The 21,050-nt window shown below is 63.2% G+C and carries 29 protein-coding genes and 1 tRNA gene; 11 read left to right on the top strand and 19 right to left on the bottom strand.

Going from position 1 to position 21,050, the window contains the following annotated elements:
• The first annotated feature begins 18 nt into the window (after positions 1-18).
• From FHT02_RS02900 to FHT02_RS02860, 9 genes are all read left to right on the top strand, one after another.
• Entirely contained in the window at positions 19-2,307 is a 2,289-nt protein-coding gene (locus tag FHT02_RS02900; protein ID WP_184084004.1) for an FdhF/YdeP family oxidoreductase, read from the top strand.
• A gap of 70 nt (positions 2,308-2,377) precedes the next feature.
• Positions 2,378-3,130: a formate dehydrogenase accessory sulfurtransferase FdhD gene (fdhD, locus tag FHT02_RS02895; protein ID WP_343056805.1), complete on the top strand. Its 753-nt coding sequence runs from the start codon at positions 2,378-2,380 to the stop codon at positions 3,128-3,130.
• A gap of 11 nt (positions 3,131-3,141) precedes the next feature.
• The gene (gene mobA, locus FHT02_RS02890; RefSeq protein ID WP_343056804.1) at positions 3,142-3,648 is read left to right on the top strand and encodes a molybdenum cofactor guanylyltransferase; all 507 of its coding nucleotides are present in this window, start codon (positions 3,142-3,144) and stop codon (positions 3,646-3,648) included.
• Positions 3,649-3,780: 132 nt separating this feature from the next.
• Positions 3,781-4,200, top strand: coding sequence for a GIY-YIG nuclease family protein (locus tag FHT02_RS02885; RefSeq protein ID WP_184084000.1), 420 nt, complete (start codon positions 3,781-3,783; stop codon positions 4,198-4,200).
• Positions 4,197-4,334, top strand: coding sequence for a hypothetical protein (locus FHT02_RS02880; protein ID WP_184083998.1), 138 nt, complete (start codon positions 4,197-4,199; stop codon positions 4,332-4,334). Before FHT02_RS02885 ends, FHT02_RS02880 begins: the two co-directional genes overlap by 4 nt.
• Before the next feature lie 133 nt (positions 4,335-4,467).
• Positions 4,468-4,947, top strand: a complete 480-nt coding sequence (locus FHT02_RS02875) for a hypothetical protein (protein ID WP_184083996.1) — start codon at positions 4,468-4,470, stop codon at positions 4,945-4,947.
• A gap of 516 nt (positions 4,948-5,463) precedes the next feature.
• Positions 5,464-5,637: a hypothetical protein gene (locus FHT02_RS02870; protein ID WP_184083994.1), complete on the top strand. Its 174-nt coding sequence runs from the start codon at positions 5,464-5,466 to the stop codon at positions 5,635-5,637.
• 116 nt (positions 5,638-5,753) lie between these two features.
• Positions 5,754-6,011, top strand: coding sequence for a hypothetical protein (locus FHT02_RS02865; protein ID WP_184083992.1), 258 nt, complete (start codon positions 5,754-5,756; stop codon positions 6,009-6,011).
• 466 nt (positions 6,012-6,477) lie between these two features.
• Positions 6,478-6,548, top strand: a tRNA-OTHER gene (locus tag FHT02_RS02860).
• A gap of 29 nt (positions 6,549-6,577) precedes the next feature.
• Here FHT02_RS02860 and FHT02_RS02855 read toward each other — a convergent pair.
• Genes FHT02_RS02855 through FHT02_RS02840 form a run of 4 tightly spaced genes read right to left on the bottom strand, consistent with a single transcriptional unit; the run spans position 6,578 to position 8,119 of the window.
• Positions 6,578-6,733 carry a hypothetical protein gene (locus tag FHT02_RS02855; RefSeq protein WP_184083991.1) on the bottom strand — a complete coding sequence of 52 codons (156 nt, stop codon included), beginning with the start codon at positions 6,731-6,733 and terminating at the stop codon, positions 6,578-6,580.
• Positions 6,730-7,032 (bottom strand): hypothetical protein, encoded by a 303-nt coding sequence (locus FHT02_RS02850; RefSeq protein ID WP_184083989.1) that lies wholly within the window; start codon positions 7,030-7,032, stop codon positions 6,730-6,732. The genes FHT02_RS02855 and FHT02_RS02850 overlap by 4 nt, the downstream gene beginning before the upstream one ends.
• Positions 7,029-7,595 carry a lysozyme gene (locus FHT02_RS02845; RefSeq protein ID WP_184083987.1) on the bottom strand — a complete coding sequence of 189 codons (567 nt, stop codon included), beginning with the start codon at positions 7,593-7,595 and terminating at the stop codon, positions 7,029-7,031. The genes FHT02_RS02850 and FHT02_RS02845 overlap by 4 nt, the downstream gene beginning before the upstream one ends.
• Positions 7,592-8,119 carry a hypothetical protein gene (locus FHT02_RS02840; protein ID WP_184083985.1) on the bottom strand — a complete coding sequence of 176 codons (528 nt, stop codon included), beginning with the start codon at positions 8,117-8,119 and terminating at the stop codon, positions 7,592-7,594. Before FHT02_RS02840 ends, FHT02_RS02845 begins: the two co-directional genes overlap by 4 nt.
• A 62-nt stretch (positions 8,120-8,181) precedes the next feature.
• Here FHT02_RS02840 and FHT02_RS02835 point away from each other — a divergent pair, with 62 nt between their 5' ends.
• Positions 8,182-8,538, top strand: a complete 357-nt coding sequence (locus FHT02_RS02835) for a hypothetical protein (RefSeq protein ID WP_184083983.1) — start codon at positions 8,182-8,184, stop codon at positions 8,536-8,538.
• Positions 8,539-8,577: 39 nt separating this feature from the next.
• On the top strand, positions 8,578-9,267 hold the full coding sequence (locus tag FHT02_RS02830; RefSeq protein ID WP_184083981.1) for a formyltransferase family protein: 690 nt from the start codon (positions 8,578-8,580) through the stop codon (positions 9,265-9,267).
• On the opposite strand, the gene FHT02_RS02825 is transcribed toward FHT02_RS02830, so the two are convergent.
• The 15 genes from FHT02_RS02825 to FHT02_RS02755 form a co-directional block, all read right to left on the bottom strand.
• Positions 9,243-11,201, bottom strand: coding sequence for a hypothetical protein (locus FHT02_RS02825; RefSeq protein WP_184083979.1), 1,959 nt, complete (start codon positions 11,199-11,201; stop codon positions 9,243-9,245). The genes FHT02_RS02830 and FHT02_RS02825 overlap by 25 nt on opposite strands.
• Positions 11,198-11,548 (bottom strand): hypothetical protein, encoded by a 351-nt coding sequence (locus tag FHT02_RS02820; protein ID WP_184083977.1) that lies wholly within the window; start codon positions 11,546-11,548, stop codon positions 11,198-11,200. The genes FHT02_RS02825 and FHT02_RS02820 overlap by 4 nt, the downstream gene beginning before the upstream one ends.
• Positions 11,538-12,230 (bottom strand): hypothetical protein, encoded by a 693-nt coding sequence (locus FHT02_RS02815; protein WP_184083975.1) that lies wholly within the window; start codon positions 12,228-12,230, stop codon positions 11,538-11,540. Before FHT02_RS02815 ends, FHT02_RS02820 begins: the two co-directional genes overlap by 11 nt.
• Before the next feature lie 41 nt (positions 12,231-12,271).
• Positions 12,272-14,050 (bottom strand): hypothetical protein, encoded by a 1,779-nt coding sequence (locus FHT02_RS02810; protein WP_184083973.1) that lies wholly within the window; start codon positions 14,048-14,050, stop codon positions 12,272-12,274.
• On the bottom strand, positions 14,035-14,418 hold the full coding sequence (locus FHT02_RS02805) for a hypothetical protein (protein ID WP_184083970.1): 384 nt from the start codon (positions 14,416-14,418) through the stop codon (positions 14,035-14,037). The genes FHT02_RS02810 and FHT02_RS02805 overlap by 16 nt, the downstream gene beginning before the upstream one ends.
• The gene (locus FHT02_RS02800) at positions 14,415-14,969 is read right to left on the bottom strand and encodes a hypothetical protein (RefSeq protein ID WP_184083968.1); all 555 of its coding nucleotides are present in this window, start codon (positions 14,967-14,969) and stop codon (positions 14,415-14,417) included. The genes FHT02_RS02805 and FHT02_RS02800 overlap by 4 nt, the downstream gene beginning before the upstream one ends.
• Positions 14,970-15,010: 41 nt before the next feature.
• Positions 15,011-17,797, bottom strand: coding sequence for a tape measure protein (locus FHT02_RS02795; protein ID WP_184083966.1), 2,787 nt, complete (start codon positions 17,795-17,797; stop codon positions 15,011-15,013).
• Between the two features lie 127 nt (positions 17,798-17,924).
• Positions 17,925-18,368 carry a gene transfer agent family protein gene (locus FHT02_RS02790; RefSeq protein WP_221239248.1) on the bottom strand — a complete coding sequence of 148 codons (444 nt, stop codon included), beginning with the start codon at positions 18,366-18,368 and terminating at the stop codon, positions 17,925-17,927.
• Positions 18,368-18,829 (bottom strand): phage tail protein, encoded by a 462-nt coding sequence (locus FHT02_RS02785; protein ID WP_184083962.1) that lies wholly within the window; start codon positions 18,827-18,829, stop codon positions 18,368-18,370. The genes FHT02_RS02790 and FHT02_RS02785 overlap by 1 nt, the downstream gene beginning before the upstream one ends.
• Positions 18,830-18,872: 43 nt before the next feature.
• Complete coding sequence (locus tag FHT02_RS02780; protein WP_184083960.1) at positions 18,873-19,124, bottom strand: hypothetical protein; 252 nt, start codon at positions 19,122-19,124, stop codon at positions 18,873-18,875.
• A 24-nt stretch (positions 19,125-19,148) separates the two neighbouring features.
• On the bottom strand, positions 19,149-19,601 hold the full coding sequence (gene gp17 / locus FHT02_RS02775) for a tail completion protein gp17 (RefSeq protein ID WP_246352164.1): 453 nt from the start codon (positions 19,599-19,601) through the stop codon (positions 19,149-19,151).
• Positions 19,601-20,038 carry an HK97-gp10 family putative phage morphogenesis protein gene (locus FHT02_RS02770; RefSeq protein WP_343056803.1) on the bottom strand — a complete coding sequence of 146 codons (438 nt, stop codon included), beginning with the start codon at positions 20,036-20,038 and terminating at the stop codon, positions 19,601-19,603. The genes gp17 and FHT02_RS02770 overlap by 1 nt, the downstream gene beginning before the upstream one ends.
• Positions 20,016-20,375: a hypothetical protein gene (locus FHT02_RS02765; RefSeq protein WP_184083954.1), complete on the bottom strand. Its 360-nt coding sequence runs from the start codon at positions 20,373-20,375 to the stop codon at positions 20,016-20,018. Before FHT02_RS02765 ends, FHT02_RS02770 begins: the two co-directional genes overlap by 23 nt.
• Positions 20,376-20,404: 29 nt before the next feature.
• The gene (locus FHT02_RS02760) at positions 20,405-20,638 is read right to left on the bottom strand and encodes a hypothetical protein (RefSeq protein ID WP_184083952.1); all 234 of its coding nucleotides are present in this window, start codon (positions 20,636-20,638) and stop codon (positions 20,405-20,407) included.
• Positions 20,635-21,033: a DUF4054 domain-containing protein gene (locus FHT02_RS02755; RefSeq protein WP_184083950.1), complete on the bottom strand. Its 399-nt coding sequence runs from the start codon at positions 21,031-21,033 to the stop codon at positions 20,635-20,637. The genes FHT02_RS02760 and FHT02_RS02755 overlap by 4 nt, the downstream gene beginning before the upstream one ends.
• Positions 21,034-21,050: the final 17 nt, after the last annotated feature.

Genomic DNA, 21,050 nt, shown 5'->3' with positions numbered 1-21,050 from the left:
GTGCTGGAGTTGTGAGTGATGCGCGACGATGCCGAAGACACAGTGCACTATGACAAGCCCTCCGGCGGTTGGGGGTCGGTGCGCGGTATCTCGCTGATCGCCGGGAAGGAGGGCATTTCACCCGGCGCGCTCGACACGCTGCGCAGGCAGAACAAGCCCGGCGGCTTCATGTGCGTCTCTTGTGCCTGGACCAAGCCGGCGAGCCCACACCCATTCGAGTTTTGCGAGAACGGCGCGAAGGCGACGCTTTGGGAACTCACCAGTCGTCGCTGCACGCCCGAATTCTTCGCCGAACATACTGTTTCGGAACTCAAGACCTGGCGTGATTACGACTTGGAGCAGGTGGGTCGGCTGACTCATCCGATGCGCTATGACCATGCGAGCGACAAATACGTGCCGGCAAGCTGGGACGAGGCGTTTCAGACGATCGGCAACGAACTGCGCGTGCTCGATCCCAAGTCTGCCGTCTTCTATGCCTCTGGTCGGGCCAGCCTGGAAACTTCGTACCTGTGGGCGCTGTTCGCCCGACTTTATGGTCACAACAACCTACCCGACAGTTCGAACATGTGCCATGAGACCACTTCGGTCGGACTGAAAAAAGTGATCGGGTCTCCGGTCGGCACGTGCGTTCTCGAGGATTTCGAGAAATGCGACGCGATCTTCTTCTTCGGTCAGAACACGGGTTCGAACAGCCCGCGCTTTCTGCACCCGCTGCAGGAGGCGAAGCGCCGCGGCTGCCGCATAGTCACGTTCAACCCGGTGCAGGAGCGGGGGCTAATCGCCTTCACCAATCCGCAAAGCCCTATTGAAATGGTGACAGGCAAGCAGACGGAGATTTCCGACCTATACTTTCAAGTTCGCCCCGGCGGTGACATCGCCGCAATTCTTGGCCTGTGCAAGCATGTGCTCGCGCGCGAGACCAGCCAGTGGGAGCAGGAGCAACGACACTTGCTTGATGTGGACTTCATCGAGCAGCACACCCACGGCTTCGCCGCCTTTGCCGAGATGGCAAAGGAGATCTCCTGGGACGTAATCGAGCATGAATCGGGTATTGCGCGCGCCGATTTAGAGGCGGCGGCCGACATCTATTGCAATGCGAAGAATGTCATCGGCGTTTATGGCATGGGCGTCACGCAGCACGTTCTTGGTTCGCAGACGATCGGCATGCTGATCAACCTGCTGCTGCTCCGCGGCAATCTGGGGCGGGAAGGCGCGGGGATATCGCCAGTGCGTGGCCATTCGAATGTTCAGGGTCAGCGTACCGTCGGTATCACTGAGAAGCCCGAACTCGTTCCGATAAAAGCGCTTAAGAAGCTGTTTGACTTCGATCCGCCCACACAAAAGGGCATGAACACCGTCGAAGCCTGCGAAGGCATCATAGCTGGTACTGTGCAGGCGTTCCTCGGACTTGGTGGCAACTTTCTCCGCGCGATTCCCGAACGCGAAAAGATGGAAGCGGCTTGGGTAAAGATGCGTCTGACCGTCCAGATCGCCACCAAGCTCAATCGCAGCCACTTAATCAACGGCCAGGTTGCCTATCTTTTGCCCTGCCTCGGCCGATCGGAGGAGGACATGCAGGCTACGGGCGCGCAGATCGTGACCATGGAGGACAGCATGTCCTGCATCCACGGCTCGATCAGCCGCCGCACGCCTGCAAGCGAGCATCTCCGCTCCGAGTTGGAGATCGTCGCCGGTATCGCCAAGAAGACGTTGGCGGCTCACCCCAAGGTGCGTTGGGACGATTGGGTGGGCGAATATGCCCAAGTTCGCGATCTGATCGAAGCGACCTATCCGGAGGAGTTCGCAGACTTCAACGCACGCGTATTCACGCCCGGCGGATTCTATCGCGGCAACGCCGCGCGCGAGCGGATCTGGAAAACCGAAAGCGGCAAGGCCGATTTCACGATGCCAACCGCGCTGAACGCCTGTGGTTTCGACGATGCGCCCGGACGATATCGGTTGATCACGATGCGGTCGAACGACCAGTTCAACACGACGATCTATGGCTATTCGGATCGGCTCCGCGGTATCGAAGGAACGCGCGACGTGCTGCTTATGAACCATGACGAGATCGCGAAAGCCGGCCTGAGCGAAGGGCAGATCGTCGCGCTGGTCAGTGATGCCGAAGATGGCGTGCACCGTGAGGTCGGCGGTCTTACGGTCACGCCCTTTTCACTGCCCAATGGCTGCGTCGGCGCCTATTATCCCGAAATGAACCCGCTGATCGCGCTGTCGCATCATGACCAACTATCAAAAACGCCTGCTGCCAAATCGGTGCCGGTGCGGATCAAGGCGGACGCGCGCTGAACCGGACTGAAACAGCGTGAGCGGGGTGGAGACGCATGCGTCTGTGCCTTCGCGAGCGTTCCCGACTGATGTGGGTGCCGCGTCGCCAGGTGCGCGCATCGTCCCTTTGGAAATGCCGGTTGCCATTGAATATAATAGCATCGGCTATGGGGTGATGATGGCGACACCGGCCGACCTTGAGGCATTTGCCCTTGGCTTCACCCTTACCGAAGGGCTTGCCCAACTGAATGAGATACTCGACATCCACACCCATGCTGTCGAAGGGGGCATCGTCTTACGAATAACGCTGGCGCAATCCCGGCTGGAGCCGGTGTTGGGACGGGCACGGCTTCGTGTTTCCGAAAGCTCGTGCGGACTTTGCGGTTTGGATAACATCGCACAGGTCCTGCGGCCGCTTCCGCCAGTCTCGGCTCGTATCACCACGTCTCGGGATTCCATTCATCGCGCGCTTGAGGCACTGCCGGCCTTGCAGCCGCTCAGTGCGGCCACGGGCGCGGTACACGCCGCCGCCTTCTGTCTGCCCGATGGAAGCGTTCAGCAGGTTCGTGAGGATGTCGGCCGGCACACTGCGCTCGACAAGTTGGTTGGGGCGGTAGTGGGGGCGGGGCACAGGGTGGAGGATGGATTTTTCGTCCTCACCTCCCGGTGCAGCTACGAACTGGTGGAGAAGACGGTGCAGGTCGGCTGTCCGCTTCTCGTGACCATCTCGGCGCCAACGAGCCTGGCGGTCGAGCGCGCGCGGGAGGCCGACCTTGCTCTGGTGGCGCTAGCGCGGCAAGACTCGATGTTGGTGATGAACGATCCACATCGCTCGATCCGATGAGGGTATTAGGGGTGGTGCTCGCCGGCGGAAGGTCTTCGCGCTTCGGCTCGGACAAGGCCTTGGCGTTGCTGGACGGGCGGCCACTGATCGAGCACACACTGGCCAGCCTGCGCCGCCATGCGGATGAAGTTGCCGTTGCGGGCCGGCATGTCGATAACGTCGCCAGCATTCCGGACCAGCCTATGCCGAACTTGGGACCGCTCGGCGGGCTTTGTGGCGCGCTCGACTATGCAGCGAAGCACGGCTTCGATTCCGTGCTTACGTGCAGCGTCGACTGCCCTTGGCTGCCCACCAGATGTCTCCGGCATGCTCCCAGCTATTTGAAAGCGCAGCCGGTGATCGGACTCTGGCCGGCAGACGCTGTTGCGGCGCTCAGGAGCTTTATCGCCACAGACACCCGACGTTCGGTGCGGGGCTTTGCTGAACATCTCGGGGCAGAGCCTGTCGAAGCGGACCTTCTACCCCCAAACATCAACACACCAGCCGATCTCGCTGCGGCTCAACGCTCATGGACATGAGGCCGGTACAAGATCAGCGCTGGAAGATGGCGCCGCGAAGCTGGTGACCCCTACGAGAATCGAACTCGTGTTTTCGCCGTGGAAGAGAAATCTGCCGTCTAATCAAGGGGCTTTCCCCTTTTGGAGGCAGGAATGGGCGCAACTGGAATCAATGGGTTACAGGTAGCGGGGGAAAAGTCGAGGGCTCGACGTTGCTGGTTCATACCCGACGGAACCGAGCTAGCTCGCCGGCAGCAAGCCAAGGCCGATGAAGAGGCCGCGTGGCTTGCGGAGATGGATGCCGCGCCGCTCACATGGGGCCTCTGCTACTTCATCGGTTGCGACGAAGGTATGGTGAAGATTGGCTGGTCGAAGGACGTCAATCGCCGGCTCGCCGAATTGAAGGGTCCATCGCTCTACAAGCTGAACGTGTTGGCTGCCGCACGGGGCGGACGGGAGCGCGAAGCCTATTACCACCAGAAGTTCGACGCCCATGCACTCGGCAATGAGTGGTTCACCCGCTGCCCTGAGATCGAAGCCGAGATCGCCCGCCTGAATGGCGGTGCGGCATGAGCGAAAATGCGCTGATCATGTTAGCCGCAATCCTCTTCTATCCGGGCATCGTTCTACTGGTCGCGATCACCGGCCCGCACAACGAAACCGAACGCCGGGAGCTGAGGCAGCGCGGCAAGCGGAGGAAGTCATGACCCCTCCGACCCCCTACGGGACTGCAATAAGCGAGCGTTCGGAGGCGGGCGTTTGCCTAACCGGATGCGGGGATGCGGGTTCGGCCCCTCCTGCCCGCGCGCATCTGTCCAACCTTTTCAGCGGAGAGAAAGCATGAGCGACAAGGAAATGCTTCTAGTCCTTGTTGAGCGTGCCCAAGTGGCCGTTGGTCCTGATCGAGACTTGGATTGCCGGATCTGGCTGATCGTCGGGCCGCAGTTGGGCGGTGAGTGGCATCTTCGTGGCGACGCCCCGATCAGGCCTGCTGAGATCATCCAGGGCCGCTGGCTGGGCTCCGCGCTTGAGAAGTGGCCTGAGCCTGAGAATGTGCGGCAGACTGCGGCCAACTACCATGTGCCGAAGTTCACCGCCTCGCTCGATGCCGCGATGACTCTGTGCGAGCCGCACTGGTGGGTCAACATGAGCGCACCCCTTTCGCCGGATGCTTACGGGTACTCGCGCGAAGACCAGCGTAGGCCCCGTGCCGGCATGGAGTGCATCGGGGAGCCGTATTCCTCTGGCGGTCACGGTGCGACGCTGCCTCTGGCTGTCACGGCAATGGCGCTTCGTGCCCGCGCCCTAAGCCCCGCATGACCCCGCGCGAACCGCTGCTCGCAGGGGAGGGGAGGGAGGTGCTTGGCCAACGGTGCACATACCTCGCTGATCGTGGGCTAAACCGACCATAGAGCAGCAAGGAGAAGACCGATGATCGACAGACAAGCCGAGATGAAGCAGAACCGAGACCGCGTCGTCGCCCGTAATCTTAGGTTCCGTCGGTGGCATTATAGCCGTCCATTTAGGACCGCTGTTCCTCCGAATTGGAGGCTGCCTGACCGCTTGCCTAGCCCCGGACCAATCTCTTAAATTCCTCAAGTGCCGAGTCGGCGCAGAAAGGAGCTGGACCGTGTCGAAGTTATTAGTCGCTCATGCCGTGCAACGCTGCGGGCGCGGTGAGGGCTAAGTAGGGAGACCGCCAAACCCCTTGCTCGGGTTCGACGGTCTCGCAAGTGGCCAAATTCAGGTGCAACCAAACTGGCGGGGATGTTCGTAGCATCCTCGCCGATCTTTTGAAAAGCCCGGGTTTCACCGGAGCGGCTGGAGCTAACGAAGATGGGTGACGACCACGGGTACGAAGTCGAGAAAACCGATGCAGGCTGGATGGTGTACCACAGTGCTACCATAGGCATTGTCATGAAGACAGCGCCGGTAAGCCAGGAATACAACACCCGCGAAGAAGCAGAAGCCGAGATGCAGCGACGGATCGCCGCCACCTCGCAGGCCTAACCCCTGATCCCCGATAATCCCCAGACTTCTCCAACTGCCGCAATACCCCTTTGAACGCTGCCGTGACGCCCTGAGCGCGGCCAATGTCGTTCTCCTGCGCTGCGGAGTCCCAGAGCATGACCAGCGGCCAGCCGTTCCGGACAGTGAGGCAGGAGGCACCGCAGCGCCAAGCGAACGGGCACAGTGTCGACGCGCTGATCGCCGCAAACGTTCACCGCCTCGCGCAGGATCTGCACCGCGAGCTCGACAACGATTCGCTGGTGCTGGTTCATCCTGCTATGGAACGTATCAGGAACAACATCGCAAGTGATTCGACATGGCACGCTGCCGCCTCTGCACTAGCAACGACGATGAAGCGCTCAATGAGCACCTAGCTGAGAAGCTTTGGGACAGCCGGATCGCGCGGCTAGAAGGGCCGATCCCGTGGAGTGAGGCGGGCGGCACGTGGCAGGCCGCGTTCCGGGAATTGGCCGTCGCCGCTCGGCAGGCGCTGGTGCAGCGCGATTGAGGGGTGCCGGTCTTTCCCGACTGCCAGGCTTACATAGCAGCACCGGATCGCCTCGGCTGCGAGCTATGGGCCAGCCCTTGCGAGGGGCTAAGTGAGAGGCTTGCTGCGGGCCGAGGCCACTTGTTTGTCTAGGGCTGCTCCGGAGGCGAGGTTTCGAACCCCCGCTTATCCGGACCTCCCATAGGACCGTCCTGGTGCTGACCGCTTTCAGTTCCGGACCCTCCGGCGGTCGGTGGCGCACACCGTCGAATACGCGCCCGCAGCCTGAAGATAGTAGCTTTTCTGCCGAGTCGCGTCTATAGGAGTTGCAGGCTGCGGGCTTGCGGGAACGTCCCGGATTAGCTCAGCTGGATAGAGCGCCGCCTTCCGGTGGATGTCGCGGGTTCAAGTCCCGTATCCGGTTCGGACCTGCAATCGCGATGGGCCCGCAGCCTACCTCACCACCTCCCGCACGACCTTCGCCTTGGCGATGATCGGCGCGGCTTTCCGGACGAGACCGGGCGCGATGACGCCAGCCACGACCAGGGCGAATTCCGGGTTCTTCTTGGCGGCCTTCACGACTTTGCCGAGCAGCTTCTTCAGGTTCATGGCTGTGCTTCCTTCACGTTGACTGGATCCTTGGGGGTGCCGGAAGGGCCATCCGAGGGCGGCTGAGACGCGCCGAGCTGTTGGCCCATCCGGTCGACGCTGCGCTGGGTCCACCGCTCCTTGATGGCGCCGACGATTAACGTCAGCACGACCAGGTATGCGGAAGGGTCGAAGGGCTTGGTGTCGGTGGCGTGGGATTGTCCGAGGCCGGCCAGCACCATGACGCCGATGGCGATCACCACCAGCGTTGCGATCTCGCTGGCGTGGTCGCTCAGCTTGGGGAGGATGACGCGGGTCATGCGGCGCTCCCGTACAGTTTCGCCTCGGCAGCACGGCGTTTGACCAAGCCGGCTAGCTCCACCCCGTTGTCATACCGCCACCGCGCGAACTGGCCCTTGGCCGCCGCGTAGTCGCCGTCGTTGTGGTACCTCCGCAGCGTGCTACCGCCCACCTGGTCGGCCCCAAGGTTGAACGTGAAGCTCACCAGCGCGTCGAACTGATTGTCCGTCGTAGAGTGGAACAGCCGCAGCACATCGCGCTCAGCTTCGGCCACATCCTGCCGCAACAGGTCATCCGCCTGCGCTTCCGTGATGACCATCCCAGGCTTCACGTCTGGTCCGGTATGACCGTAGCCGATCGTCCAGACGCCACCTGTGTCTTGGTATGCCTTCAGGCGCAGGCCCTCAAACTGCTTGATCAGGTCCAGGCCAGCTTTGCCGATGTGGCGACTGCCACCGCGCTTCTCCCAAAGCTCCGCAAGCTGGTTGATCAGCCCCACGTCCTCGCTGTGCAGCTTCCCACCCGGTGCGAGGAGCCGCAGCTTAGGTGCTATGGCGTCTGCGAATTGCTGGCGTGTCGTCATGCCTCAGCTCCCGCTCGTGCGATCTTCGCTCCCGACTGCGCGCCCTTCTCCAGCGCCTCAGCCTTGGTCTGCTCGGCCTCCATGGCCTCGATGTCGTCCAGAATGCCCGACAGGCCATCAGGCGGGTTCGGCAGCCGGCGCAGGAGCATCACGAGCGCGCGGAAGCGCATCTTGGCGTTGCCCAGCTCGTGGCGGGCGATGCGGGCCGCTGCTTCATACTCAGCCTCAAGGCGGTCGACCTTCTGGTCGTATGCTGCGGTCAGCTTGTCGAGCTTGTCCTCATAGTAGAGGCGCTGCTCCTTCAGATCGGCTTCCAGCTTCTCGATGCGGCCGAGCATGTCCTCTCGCAGCTTCTGATCGACTGCGATGGCTTGGGCCCGACTGGCTTGCTCGGCCTCGAGCGTCTGCTTGCGCCACGGATTGATCTGGCGCACGACCAGACCGAGGAACAGAAGGAACGAGCCCGCCGCGCCACTGGCGGTGATCCAGCCATATGCAGAGGTGACGGGTACGGGGTCAGGCATGTGGTTCACTCCGCATGGCAGCGAGGGTACGTGATGGCGGCGAGGGGGATTGCCGCCGGGAGGTGGAAGCGCGCCGTCTGATCGTGTACGTGGACGGAATGCGGATCTTGATCTTCGGCAGTATCGTTGCGGCTGCTATCGTGAGCGGTCCGGCGTCCGCGCAAACCGCGCGCGGTGCTGGTGACCAGCGTGAGGCCTACGGCGCGCGCATGACCCCTGAAGCCAGCGACCAAACCACGAACTCTAGCCGAGTAGTCAACCGGCTGAACACTCGCCTCAATTCGCGCCTCTCGACCCGGATAGAGCGATACGCTGTCACGCCCGACGCGACTGACGCGTTGCGGGTACCCCCGGCTGATCCGAACAATGTACTTCGCCAACAGGTGGAGCCGGTGCCGCAGGACGACGACCCACTTTGATGGGTGGGGAGCCCTGCTAAAGCCCTTGCAGCGGGACTCGTGCGGGAGCAGGATTCCGGTATGAAGATAGTACTGCTCACCAAGCGCGATGACTTCAGCCGGCAGGCTCAGCAGATCGCAGCCAGTTTGTTCGGAACCAGTCTCACCGTCGCTGAGGGCGCCGTAGGTGATGACAGGCCGGACTGCTTGAAGGGACACGGAGATTACCTTGTCTCCTTCCTCTCCCCTTGGATCATCACCGCGGCGGAGCTGAGCAGGTTCGGAACGTCGATCAATTTCCACCCTGGCTCGGCGGACTATCCTGGCACCGGATGCTACAACTTTGCCCTTTACGAAGGCTCTGCTGACTACGGCGCGACCTGCCATCACATGCTTCCGAAGGTCGATACCGGCGCAATTGTGCTCGAGCGGCGCTTCAACACCTTTCAGACCGATACCGTCGCCGGCCTAAAGCTCCGAACGATGGTGACGATGGTCAGCATGTTCTGCGACATCGTCTGCGGGATAGCGCAGGGGGATCCGCTCCCGGTCGGCGCCACCCACTGGACCCGCCGCGCCTTCACTTGGCGAGAGATGGAGGCTTTGAAAGTGCTTCGCCCGACCATGAGTGAAGCTGAGATCGCGCGCCGTGTTAGGGCTACGACGTTCCCCGGCTACCCGGGCCCCCGCATGGTCGCGAATGATGGATGGCAGGCGACACCTGATCAGGGCTTGGCAGCCGTGAAGTAGAGATCGACCAAGTGCACATGGGCAGCCGTCGCCTTGAATCGAAAGGTGACGGCGTTTGCAGCGTTGCTTGACCTGCGCGCCCCGCCGAGGACGGGCTCTGCGGTATCGTTATTGGTCACTTCCACGCGTACATCACTGATGTCCGCCCAGCCTGAAGGCAGGAACACATCAAAGGCGCCGAGTTCCGCTGCATCGGAGGTGACTGTCAAAGGCAGGTGGAACTTGAGCTGACCGAGTACCGTGAAGCCAAGGAACCTCAAATCCTGCGGAGTAGCGCTCCAGCTCGAGCCCATTATCTGCGCGACTGATTGGATGGAGATCGGCGAGACCAGCCCATTGATGGCCCGATTAGAGGGACATGAGAAATATGCCACATTCTGAACTGTCGCCGCTAAATTGAACCCGTAAGCGCTCACGGCAGGATCAACGCTGGACAGCGTATCTGCCACCGTCAGGCCGAAGATATTCCGAAGGAAAGGGGCGTTCCGATAGTATTTGTTACCCGCGAAGGCAGCGTCAACGATGCCGTCGCTACCGGTATAAGTGACGCCGGTATCAAAGTCGGTAGCTGTCGTGATGAAGGCCCCATCGCCGTTGCCGCCGAGGGGATCGTCAAATTGACAGTTGGTGACCCTCAGTCGGTAGCACGGCGTCTCATGTCGAAGATGCAGGATCAACGCACCGGATGCGTTCCCTCGGCAGTCTAGGCCTGTCCACTCCATGGTGTCGAAGCCGTCGCCGTTCAGAAAGCTCTCGAATGTGATCGGCCGCCCGTAGAAAAGACCGGAAAGGTTTGCAGGCGTCCGTCGGCCATATCGACCATCGGTATACCCACCGCCGCTTGCACCCGGCAGATCCTTCCCGTTGTTCGCGAGGAAGCCGATGCCGTTGCTGCAAACCTTCCCCCGGTAGATCGAGGACAAGCTGATGCCATGGCGCCCATTCCACTGGCAGTCGGGATCTTGGATCACTAGATCACGGTGGCAGTAGTCAGTGCCGTTCGCGGGCTCATAGAAGGCGTGCCAAACGAAGATGCCATCGGTGGCCGCGTAGAATGCCCAGGGCCTGATGAGGTGGACGTTTTCAGTCTGGCCCCAAATTTTGAAGATGGCGCGCTGGCCGTCAAAATTGCTGGTTATCAGTTGGCTCTGGTTCTCACGATTGCCATGACCTCCGCAATCCACGAGCGTGATATTGCGCTTTTTCACCGTCTGTCCGTCAATGAAAAATGGAGAGTTGTCCTGTGTCGATGGCAGCGAGAACGTCTTGATGTTCATCGCCGTCAACTCCGACGGGACGTACACAGTGCCCACCCGATACCAGCGATCGTTACCGTTCGCGATGATGCTCTTTGCGGATGCTTCGTTAAACAAAGCCTGCATTGCAGCCGTGCTGTCCGACGTTCCCGCCTGAGCATCCGCCAGCGTGGGGTATCCAACCGCCCCGAACATCTCGGGCGTGAGCATCGCCGTGGTTTTGAGCTCGCCGAAGATGTCGAGCGCCTCTTGTACGGTGCCGGCCTCTGCTGTGCCGATCAGGCTGGCGCCGCCGTCGCCCGCCAGCGCAGACTTGGTCAGTACGACATCTAGCGCAGTCGCGGTGCCAGCGTCGTCGCGATACAGTCGCAAGCCTCCCGCTTCCGCCACCCAGAACGTGCCGCCGCTCGGCACTGCGGCCAAGCCGGCTGCCGTGGTGGCATAGACCTGCGGTGCGGTAAGGGCGGCGATCTCCGCTATGTCAGCGGCTTGCTCGGCTGCTATCCGATCCGCTGCTGCGCCGGAGCCCATCTTGTCGAGGATTTGGGCGTCGGTGTCGGTGGACAGAATAGGTACCCCGGCCACGTTCGAAACACGTCGGGCAACCGCGCCAAAGCTTTCGCCCCGCGCACCGGTCACTTCGATCCGCACGCCGCCGCTGGAGGTTGCACGCGTCATGGGGTCACTCCAGGGTGAAGGATGATTTGTCCGCGCGTCTCAATGACACGGATGCCCTCTGCGTCGGTCGCGCGGAAATCGTAGGCGAGGCGGACGATGCGGTTTGCACCCGGTACGCCGTCGAATTGCTGACCGCTCAGTAGCGGCTCGAAATAGCCGGCGACATCATCGCGGTTGCGGAAGGCAGCGCTGGCGATCACCGAGCCTTGCCCCGCGACCGCGCGCACCGACAGCCCGAGCGTCCAACCGGTGATATCGATGGGCTCGCCGGTTTCCTGGTCCTCCATCCACCAGCCCTGGCAATAGTCGCCATTGCGCGGAACCTCGATGTCGAGATCAGCCGCCATAGCCAGTGTCCTCCACGAAGCTCACGGTGGTGGTGCCGTACATGCCGAGCATGATGTCGGCGGCGAGGTCTTGGCCGATAACTGAACGGCAGACGACCACGGGCCAGTCGAAGTTGGCGGGCGTGCCGGCGGCGATCGACTCACGCGCTGGTGGGCTGACGCGGACTGTGGCGGTGGAGCCGTTGCGGCTCAGCACGCGCTCGATCTTGAAGCCGCAATAGCCGACGGAAAACTTCATGCCCGGCTGCACGTCATCGCCCTGATCGACGGTCACCTGGAGCGTCGTGGCGCGCAGGGTTGCGGGCGCTGATACACGCGCGACGATGTATGGGGCCGCGAACCGCACCTCTGTCGGGAAATAGTCGTCGTTCCAGTAGAGGTCGGACGGCATCGCCAGCCCGTTCCCGGCGACGGGCCGCGGCGCGGTGTCCAGCGACAGCAGCGGCACCAGCACCGAGCGCGCGCCGCCGGCAAGCTCGCCTACCCACGCTGACCAGAGCTGCTGTCGGAACGGGTCGTCCTGGCCCATCTCGCCGTAGCTGATCTCCCAGCGACCGCCTCCGTCGGTTTGGATCACGTCCTGCTCGCCGTTCACAGCCTCACCGCCACTGATCACGCGCGCAGCAACGTCGGCCTTCACCGGGTCCGGATTGAAGATATGGGCCGGAAAGATTGGCAGCATGCGGCGAGGCTAGCCGTACCGCCGTCAGCATCGTGCCGCCGTCAGGGAGTAGGAGGGGGAGGGGTGCTGACCACCGAGGTGGCCGACCAGTCGGACACTCGACCATCCCCGACGCCATAAGCGACCTGCACTTCTACTTCTTCGTCCGCAGGCACTAGCCCGACGATCAGGCTAACAGGCTGACCGGGATCTATGTCTGCATAGGTCATATCTGCGCCCCAGACCGCCGCGCCTTCGACACGGAAGCGAGCATACCATGTGAGGTCTGTCCGTTCTGGAGGCTGCACTTCGATCGCGAGGTTCACGCCATAGGTTTCGGACACCGCCGTCGCTGATAGGACCACGGGGGTGGGCAAGGGCTCTCCCACCACGCGATTGCCCACGGGCGCCGGTTCACCCTCTTCTGTGGAGGGGTTCCAACTGTCCACGTCCGGATTCACGGCAACCCAATCGAAGACAGCGCCGCCAGTCTCGTAATCGCGCTCCCCGCCGACCACTTCCGCCCACCCGCTGTAGAAGGTGGCGCCGGCCTCCACATCCTCGAGTTCGATATAGCGGTGGGACAGGACGTCGCGGCCCCCGACGGTGGTCGTGATCTTGCCGCGCTGTGGCGCATTCTGCCGAGCCTGCCGGCGTTTCGCGAGGCGGCGGTTCTGTGGGAAGGAAGGGCTCTGCGGCGCGAAGCCATCGCTGTCGATGCGCCCGCGCTTGCTGATGTCGCCTTCATCTCTCCACGACTGCCCCTCGACCACATTCCAGTCGTGCTGCTCGGACACATATTGCACGACGAGCTCGTTGATCCGGTCCTCGTCTTCCACGAAGAACTGCCGTGACGAGCTGACGATGTGCTCGGGGCCGATACGAAAGACCGGCGCGGTAATCTTGCCCGCATAGACGACCTGGCAGCCGTTCGCGTCCTGCGCCGTCCATCCGTCGAAGCAGGCCAGCATCTCGTTGACGATGTCGCCGGGCAGCTTGGATGAGTCCCAGGCCACGCATCCGCGGTATCGAGGTTCGGTGCCGCCGGCTTTGAGTGGCACCGGCTCGTCACAGACGCTCGCCGCCGTTGCCCAATGTCCGATGACGGGCAGGATCTGCGTGCCGAAGTCCAAACCGCGGTAGACCATGTAGAACCACAGCAGGTGCAGCGCTGCGTTCTCAGTCCAAGCCCATGTTGCCGGATTATGCGGGTCGTGCGCAGGATTGCGCGGATCGAAGCACCGGTAGCTCTTTGCCACCAGCGACATCGTGATCTGGTCGCCCTGAGGATAGACCTTGATGAAGTCTTTGGCTTCCACCGGGTCTTTGGTCAGATATCCCGAGAATATGCCGTCCCCGCGGTGGCCCGCGGTCCATACGCCGGGGAACAGGGTGACGAGATTGGCGTAAGCCGTCTCGGTCATGAGGCCCAGGCGCCAGCCCACCCGCACGCGAGGGCCGCTATATCGTCCGTCGGGGAGGCCCTGCACGACGTCGCCGGCCAGGGTCACCAGATCGTCGTTGAGGTAGACGCGCTCCACACCCTCAATAGGGCCGGCGGGGCAGTCGAGGAACGCCCAAACATCGCCCGTCGTGCCGTTTGCGGCGGTGTCAAACAGCATCTGCGCGCCATACCAACGCCTCCGCCCCATGCCATAGAGGCGGGGCGGGGTGGGTAGCTTCAGTTCTCGCTCGGTCGACTCCGGCTTTGTGTTCCCAGCACCTGTCAGGATCGAAGACAGAAAGCTCGTCGCTGCGGCTGTGATCGCATAGGCAGCGATGCTCGCGACCAGCTTTGACACACCGAGTTTGACGATGACGGGGACTAGGGCCTGGGGCATGGTCGCCTCCAGATCGCGATTGCTTCGGCGCTGGCGCTGACAAGACTGGTCGGGGACAGGAACGCCCACCGCTTGCCGGTCCATATCGCGCCGATCTGCACCGACTGCCGATCAGCGCCGATTGCCTCGATGATGCCGACGTCGCCGGCCTCCGGCGTCTCCACTCGCTCCAGGCGCCCAGCGATGCACTGCTCCCAAAGCGGCACCAGCCCGCCGGCGGCGTCGATCAGGGCCTGTGCTTCATCCATGCTGGAATAGGCGGGGGTCTCAATGCCCGCCCACCGCGCCGGCCAAGCCGAGCAGTCGTGCACGCCGTCCTTCCAGGGGGTCTTGGCGGCCTCCAGCAGGTATGAGCCAAGATCTCTCATTTCGGGCCGAAGCGTCGAGTGACGCGCTGACTGATGGAGGCGACCTGGTCGCAGAACCTGTCCGTCGGCGAACGGCGGTTCTGATCGGCCGCCGTGAAGAACCCGAGTTGGGGGTTGGACCTGCGCGTGTCCGACGAAGCGACAGACAGGGCGATCAAGCGAGTGCGGCCCTCGGCGGACGGCGATGAGTCGACCGTCAGGACGTCGGCTATGCCGAGCCATTCCCAAACGACACGCGCGACCTGCCAAGCCGCGTCGAAGTCCACATAGCCGATGCGGAGAACCGCGCCTTCGACTGTCGCCCGGTCTTCCATGGCGAGGCGCATGGTCTCGGCCGACACGCCGCTCAGCCCGAAGGTGTAGCGGCCCGCCCTTCCGTTGATCAGGGCTTGCAGCGCAGGGATGCCGACAAGCTCGCCAGCGCCACTCCACCGGGCCCCTTGTTGGTCAACATGGTCGGCCGGTGTTTCGAGTGGTCCGTAGCCTGTCCAAAGGGAGCAAACCGGGTCGCTGCCGAGCCTGAACAGGTAGGAGCGGCGATAGTTGGCCATTGGGCATGGCTATGCTGTGCCGGCCTCCCCCATTGCCGCCGTCAACCTCCGAAGCGGCGTGACTGAGCCACGGCACCAGGGGCGTCGCGCATGGATCGGTTGTAGCTGGCTGCGGCCGCCTTCGTGGCGCTTTCCTCGCTGATGCGCTGCATGTCGGCGTAGAGCTGCGGGGTGATGACGGCGCCCTTGAGATTGAACTGCGGGGCGGAGACGATGGTGGTGCCGCCGCGGCTTGGTAATGCGGCGCGCTCCTGGCCCAGCGGGATGATCTTCCCACCCTGGTTTGGCTGAAAATACTCGACGCGGCCGGGGCTCGCGCCTTCGTTGACCCGGACCATCTGGCCCGGCGCCACAGACCCGCCCGAGGCTCGCCCGAAAATCGCATTGCCGATGCTGCTGAGCGTCGCCCCGAAACCCTGGCCCTTGCTGTTCTTCAGGGCTTCAGCGATCGGCGCGAGCAGGTTCTGTTCGATGAACAGGGACAGCAGCTGACCGATCAGCGGGTCTTTGATGCCCAGCTTCTGGGTGACGGCGTCTGCAATGGCGTCGTCCACCTCGTCCAAGCGTTGAACGACAAGCTGCTGCACCTCATCACCGATGTTGTCGCCGCGCCCGCTGAGGCGCCGTGAGTAGCTCTCGAACGGGCTTTCGTACTGGCGGCTCAGCCCTTGCCGCTCAGCACCTTGGCGCCGCTCCAGGTTTACCCGCGCTTTCGCCACGTCCGCTATCTCGCCGGCGGCGATCGACGCCTCAAGGCGGGACCGCTCCTCGTCCTGCGCAAGTTCAAGGATGCGGCGTTCTAGCGCCAAGCGCTCCCGGCGACCGTCAACCAGCTCAGCCTCAGCGGCAAGCGTGTCCTGATCATCGCGCAGCTGGCGCTCCAGCATGTCCGCGCGGCGCTGCTCGGCCTCCTCAATACGTGCCCGGCTGCGCGGGGTGGCAATCCGCACCACCTCCCCGTCGGCACCAACTTGGCGCCCGAACTGCTTGTTGAGTTCGGCGGTCAGACGCGTCTTCTGGGCAGCCGTATAGTCCTTCTGACTGCGGATCTGCGCAAGGCGCTCTTGGTATTCGATTTCGTCAAGCGCGGCTTGGATGTCCTTCCGCTTGTCGATGTCACGCGTGATTTCAAGCTGGTCTTGCAGCTGATCCGCCATCGCGCGGCGGAGGTCGCCTTCGAACTGCGCCTGGATTTCAGCGGCAGTTGGCCCGGTGCGGCCCTTGGCCTTTTTCTTCTTCTTGTCGTCGTCCGACGCGATAGGGGCGGGCGTGAGTTCGGGCGCCTCGATCGCCTTACCCAACTTCGTCAGCGCGTTGTAGAGGTCGATCGCGGCCTTGTCGGCAACGTTCATGCGCTGCTCGGCGGCGGACACGGCCCGGTTGCCGGACTCGTCAGCGGCGTAGAAGGTGCCCAGGTTGGCGTTCCGGCCGCCTACGCGCGCCGCCATGGAGTTCTCGTTCGCCTTGGCCCGCGTCCGGGCATACTCAGCCGACGCCTGCAACGCCGACGCCTGCGCGCTGGCCAGCTTCTGCTTGGTCAGCTCGTACTCTGCCTTAGCCGCAGCCAGGGCTTCAACGCGCGTCTTTCCGTGTGCGCTTGCAAGGCGCTCTGCGGCGTCGGCGGCGCGTTTCGTGGTATCGCCTGCGATCCGCTGGGCTTCTTCGTTTACGCGCGCAGCCTTGGCGGCATCATCGGTGCGGGTGGCGAGGAAGCCGATGCCGAGGGCAAGGGCGGTAACCGCTATGCCGACGGGGCCGCCGAACGCCGCAAGCATGGTGCGGCCGGCCGTGGCGCTCGTCAGGGCCAGGGCCTCCATGGTGGTAGCGGCGCCCGCTGCCCGCGCCTGAAGGGCGAACATCGCGGTCGACGCAAGGCCAGACGATGCCGCAGCCGCGGTCATGCCGGCAGCGAACCGACCCAAGGCCAGCGCGGCGATAACCGCGAGTGCGTCTGCCACGGTATCCAGGTTGTTCGCCAGCAACTCGAGCCCGCCCGCGATTGCTGCCGTGGCGCCGTTGGTCTGCGCGGCCTGGCCGATATAGACGGTCAGCTGGTTGGTGAGCTTCGTGAAGGCGCCCGAGATTGTGAGGCCCGCACTGCCCGCGGTCTTTTCCAAGTCAGCCAGCGACGCCGTGATGGCGCGGAACAGCTGAATGTTGGAGACGCCTGGGCCTTCGGTGTCCTTGATCCTTTGCGTCAGACCGGCGAGCGAACCGCCAGTGCCTTCGATCCGCTTGGCGGCCTCACGCAACAGCGGCTGCATCGTGTCGAGCAAAGAGTTGAACTCTTCGGCCTGGATGCGCGGCGAACCGAGCGCCTGGCCAAGCTGGAGCAATGCCCCACTGGCTTCCTCGGTGCTGGTCCCGGAGATGCGCAACGAGGCGGCGACTGCCGACGTCAGGTTGATCAGGTCGGAGGTGCTGGCGCCAAGCTCACGCTGGTTCTGCGCGGCCCGGGAGTAGAGGGTGCCGACGGCTTCGATCGCCACGCCGTTCTGCTGAGCGACGGCGAGCAGCTTCTCTTGGATGCGGGCGAGGTCTTCGCCTTCCAGGCCGGCGACGCGAAGCTGGTTCTGGAACCGCGTGTAGCTGTCGATGATGCCGGTAAGCTGCTGTACCGAGAATGCGCCTGCGAAGGAGCCGGCAAGGGTGCGAAGTTGTCCGCTGATTGCGCCAGACGACGATCGGATCTGCCGCTCTAGGCTCTCAACCGCGCGTTCCTGGCGGTCAAAGCTGGTCTGTGCGAGCGCTGTGGTGCTCTTGAGTTCCGCCTTGTAGCGGCCGAGCTCGGCGCGCAGTTCAAGGATGACGGGATCGATGTCGGCCATCAGTGCGCTCCGAACTGCCCAAGCATCATCTCGCGGAAACCCTCGGACACCTTTGGCTTGTCGTCCAAGGCCTCGTTGTGAGCCTCCATGGCCTCCCAATAGGTGCTGAGAGAACAGCGCTCGAAAGCTAAGCCGAGGTGGTTGCAGTTGACGACGACGGTTCCCTTTCGGAACGGCTCATGTCGTTCGGTTCGGCTTCCGGCGCTTTTTTTTTGAGCGATACGCCCATGACTGCGGCGTTCAAGATGGCCCATGCCACCGGGACTGTCTCCGCGTAGGGCCGCCCATCGACATAGTTGTCCACTAGGTTCTTCGCGTCGATCGGGGAAGCGCCGCCGCCGATGGCAGCGCACCGGATCACCTCGTACACGTCTTTGATACGAGCCGAGCCGAAGCCCATGAAGCGGGCGACGTCGGTGTCGCGCTCTAGGCCGATCGCCGCGCCGAACTCTTCGAACATGGCGACGATCGACTTGTCGCCGCAAAGGCGTTCCACCTCCACGATACGCGCCATGGGTAGCCAGAACGTGTAGCTGCCGTCGCCGAATGCCAGGGTGACCGCAGTGTCCATCAAGCGGTCGGCGTGCCAGTGGTCCAGACGGGGCGGTTCTCGCCCGCGATGGTGATCTCAGCCGTGCCATCTTCGCCGACGTTCGTGTTGAACGCGGTCAGCACACCGGGGCCGGTGTAGTAGCCGAAGATAGTGCCGGTGCGGGGAATAGAAGCGGCATCATCGTACTTGCCGTATTCGACACGCCAGTTGCTCCGGTTGCCCAAAGCCGCTTGCATGTTCTCGAACTCGTCCATGTTGATGACGCCGGTGCCGGTCAGATCCCACTGGATGCCGGTAACACGAACGGCGCGGGTCGCCACGTCTGCCGGAGCGGCACAGTCACGGCGGAAGCGATCCGACGTGTTCGCCGTCTGGTTCAAGCCAGCGGACTCAATGCCGCAGACGATGTCGAAGGTGCCGGGGGAATCTGGGTCCTCACGGCGGACGACCACATAATCGGGTTCGTTGGGGTAGCTCACGCGCGTGTCTCCGCTGGATATCCAGCGCGGAGACTATGGGCGGCTACTCCGGGGCGTTGCCGCCGTCACGGGCGATGTAGGCGGTGCGCTCGCGGATCATCTTGCGCGCGCGCTCGGCCTGCCACTCGCTTTCCGATGGGGCAAACGCTTCCATGAGGGTTAGCCGAACACGGTGGGCGTCCATGTCACGCCCTTCCGACTTCAGGTCATCAGCTATCGCGTTGATGTCGTCTGCGTCGATCCCATCAATGCGGAGCAACTGGCGCAACATGGCTAGGGCGATGTGGTCCGACACGGCTCCACGATACCGCCACCGGCCTCACTCGGCAACGGCTCTGACGTTCACCAGGCAGCTATAGTGGAACACGTCGAGTTCGGCTCCATCCGGGAATAGGCGGATGTCGGTCAGCCGGTAGGTGAGGCGGAGAGGGTGGCCGTCAACGTCAACCGTTTCGCCCTGCAGGTGCAGCGCGCCCTCGATCGCCATCCCGATACGCTCTGCATGGTCCTCCGCCTCTTCTAGGACGGTCGTGCCGCTCTTGCGCGGGCCTGCAAACGCATCCACGGGAAGATTGATGTTCGCGCCATTCAGGCACGTTGCCGTGCGAGGTAGTGTTTGCGGAACCCCCGTCTTGATGAAGGGACTTAGGCGCCTCTCCGGGGCAGGCACCTTCTGCGAATATATACCGGCCTTCTCGACAAGGGAGGTCAGCAGAGGGTCACGCCTCAGTCTCGTCAGGAGGGCGCGGCGCGCATGGTATTGTAGTCCCATCATCCTCGCGACTTCCTTGAGAAGCGGTCTACGGCATCAGCCACAAGTCGTTGAGCTTCCGGAGCCATCTTGTCGCGTGCAGGGCGCATGAACGGCCTCGCGGCCATGCGGGACGTGCCGAACTCCAAAGGCGTGCTGTGCGGTGCCTCGCTGGTTACAACGACGAGCTTGTCACTCTTCTGAAGCACCTCGATTTGGCCTGCCAAGCGACCGGTGTCGTTGTTGGGAGCCTCACCGGGGGAGCTCGGGGTGTGGCCTTTGCCAGATACGGCACCGCGGGTGATGCTCAATTGCGCCTCCACGGCGATGCTCTCGCCGGCAACGAACAGTGCCTTGCCGACGACGCTATCCAAGCCAGCCCCGCTTAGCTTCCGCAGCCGACGCAGGTGAGCTTTGTGCCCTTTCAGTGGCAAGTCACGCCCTCCGCCCCCGCCCATCAAAAGCGAACCCAAGCACGTCCTGCGCGCTAGAAGCGACGGACCAGAGCCCGACATGATTGGCCGGCACGAAGGCGCCAGGCAGCACTTCCACGATGGCGTCCGTGTCGACGCGGCGCTCCAACCCCGGCGCGAGCACCAGCATGCGGACGTCACGATCGGTGTATCCCGCCTCCTGCCGCATCGCCTCGGTCACCTGGTCAATCTGGACCATGCAATCGACCTCGACCGGCTCCCCGGGCTCGATGATCGATCCGCCATCGTCCACGACCGGCACCCCAGGCCAGTGCAGCCGCCCCGCGTGAAACGGACCACCGACCGCGCCTGAAATGGCCACCGCAATTTCTGCGAACGCATCGGCTAGCATCAGCGCGACGGCCTGGAGGGCATTGGTGACCCGGGCGGGCTCGGCGGCGGCGCCATAGGCACGCCCTGCACCTTCTGAATGTGCCGCTCCTCACCAGTCAGCCGGTGACGCTCGTGGATCCAGGCCCAGGTTTCGTCATAGGTGCGCCAGAAGATCATGCAGTAGATCAGGCGCAGCGCGATTATGCCCCAGGGCACAGCGGCTAGTAGAATGCCGAACGTCGCGTCACTCATCCGCACCACCCCGGGCTGAGCGTGCCTACCAGTCGCGGGCCTCCGACGTTGCGCCGCAGGAACACCTCGAACGCGCGCCCGTAGCGGGTGGCCTTGTACCCGGTCGACACGCCGACCGAGCTGTCGAAGCTCACCGACATGCTGGCGGACTTGAAGTCGGTTACACCCATGGTGCGCAGGTCGCCTACAGCGCCGGTTCCGCCGAGGACGCCGTTCTCGGACATGTTGTGCGCGGCCAAGGTCATCTCAGCAGGCGCGCGGTCTACCTCGGCCCAGCTTTCGGTGACGATCAGGCGCGCGTCCTGCAGCCAGTATTCGATCGTGTCCGCTGGCACCGCTGCGAACGCGGGGAAGCGCTTGCGGAACTCGTCGGCGGTGGGTTGGGTGTAGGGCATGGCGGGAGGGTGACATG

The sequence above is a fragment of the Sphingomonas xinjiangensis genome (assembly GCF_014199255.1).
Taxonomy (GTDB): domain Bacteria; phylum Pseudomonadota; class Alphaproteobacteria; order Sphingomonadales; family Sphingomonadaceae; genus Sphingomonas; species Sphingomonas xinjiangensis.
The sequence above is the reverse complement of the archived record's forward strand: the minus strand, read 5'-3'. Positions and strand labels throughout refer to the sequence as shown.

What these genes read in the sequence shown, in the direction of transcription:
- FHT02_RS02810 (WP_184083973.1), bottom strand. Translation starts at nt 14,050, where the DNA reads ATGCCCCAGGCCCTAGTCCCCGTCATCGTCAAACTCGGTGTGTCAAAG.
- FHT02_RS02825 (WP_184083979.1), bottom strand. Translation starts at nt 11,201, where the DNA reads ATGACGCGTGCAACCTCCAGCGGCGGCGTGCGGATCGAAGTGACCGGT.
- FHT02_RS02790 (WP_221239248.1), bottom strand. Translation starts at nt 18,368, where the DNA reads ATGGACACTGCGGTCACCCTGGCATTCGGCGACGGCAGCTACACGTTC.
- FHT02_RS02820 (WP_184083977.1), bottom strand. Translation starts at nt 11,548, where the DNA reads ATGGCGGCTGATCTCGACATCGAGGTTCCGCGCAATGGCGACTATTGC.
- FHT02_RS02800 (WP_184083968.1), bottom strand. Translation starts at nt 14,969, where the DNA reads ATGGCCAACTATCGCCGCTCCTACCTGTTCAGGCTCGGCAGCGACCCG.
- FHT02_RS02840 (WP_184083985.1), bottom strand. Translation starts at nt 8,119, where the DNA reads ATGCCTGACCCCGTACCCGTCACCTCTGCATATGGCTGGATCACCGCC.
- FHT02_RS02815 (WP_184083975.1), bottom strand. Translation starts at nt 12,230, where the DNA reads ATGCTGCCAATCTTTCCGGCCCATATCTTCAATCCGGACCCGGTGAAG.
- gp17 (WP_246352164.1), bottom strand. Translation starts at nt 19,601, where the DNA reads ATGGGACTACAATACCATGCGCGCCGCGCCCTCCTGACGAGACTGAGG.
- FHT02_RS02845 (WP_184083987.1), bottom strand. Translation starts at nt 7,595, where the DNA reads ATGACGACACGCCAGCAATTCGCAGACGCCATAGCACCTAAGCTGCGG.
- FHT02_RS02865 (WP_184083992.1), top strand. Translation starts at nt 5,754, where the DNA reads ATGACCAGCGGCCAGCCGTTCCGGACAGTGAGGCAGGAGGCACCGCAG.
- FHT02_RS02870 (WP_184083994.1), top strand. Translation starts at nt 5,464, where the DNA reads ATGGGTGACGACCACGGGTACGAAGTCGAGAAAACCGATGCAGGCTGG.
- FHT02_RS02805 (WP_184083970.1), bottom strand. Translation starts at nt 14,418, where the DNA reads ATGAGAGATCTTGGCTCATACCTGCTGGAGGCCGCCAAGACCCCCTGG.
- FHT02_RS02880 (WP_184083998.1), top strand. Translation starts at nt 4,197, where the DNA reads ATGAGCGAAAATGCGCTGATCATGTTAGCCGCAATCCTCTTCTATCCG.
- FHT02_RS02855 (WP_184083991.1), bottom strand. Translation starts at nt 6,733, where the DNA reads ATGAACCTGAAGAAGCTGCTCGGCAAAGTCGTGAAGGCCGCCAAGAAG.
- FHT02_RS02875 (WP_184083996.1), top strand. Translation starts at nt 4,468, where the DNA reads ATGAGCGACAAGGAAATGCTTCTAGTCCTTGTTGAGCGTGCCCAAGTG.
- FHT02_RS02755 (WP_184083950.1), bottom strand. Translation starts at nt 21,033, where the DNA reads ATGCCCTACACCCAACCCACCGCCGACGAGTTCCGCAAGCGCTTCCCC.
- FHT02_RS02795 (WP_184083966.1), bottom strand. Translation starts at nt 17,797, where the DNA reads ATGGCCGACATCGATCCCGTCATCCTTGAACTGCGCGCCGAGCTCGGC.
- FHT02_RS02770 (WP_343056803.1), bottom strand. Translation starts at nt 20,038, where the DNA reads ATGGGCGGGGGCGGAGGGCGTGACTTGCCACTGAAAGGGCACAAAGCT.
- FHT02_RS02885 (WP_184084000.1), top strand. Translation starts at nt 3,781, where the DNA reads ATGGGCGCAACTGGAATCAATGGGTTACAGGTAGCGGGGGAAAAGTCG.
- FHT02_RS02900 (WP_184084004.1), top strand. Translation starts at nt 19, where the DNA reads ATGCGCGACGATGCCGAAGACACAGTGCACTATGACAAGCCCTCCGGC.
- FHT02_RS02760 (WP_184083952.1), bottom strand. Translation starts at nt 20,638, where the DNA reads ATGAGTGACGCGACGTTCGGCATTCTACTAGCCGCTGTGCCCTGGGGC.
- FHT02_RS02850 (WP_184083989.1), bottom strand. Translation starts at nt 7,032, where the DNA reads ATGACCCGCGTCATCCTCCCCAAGCTGAGCGACCACGCCAGCGAGATC.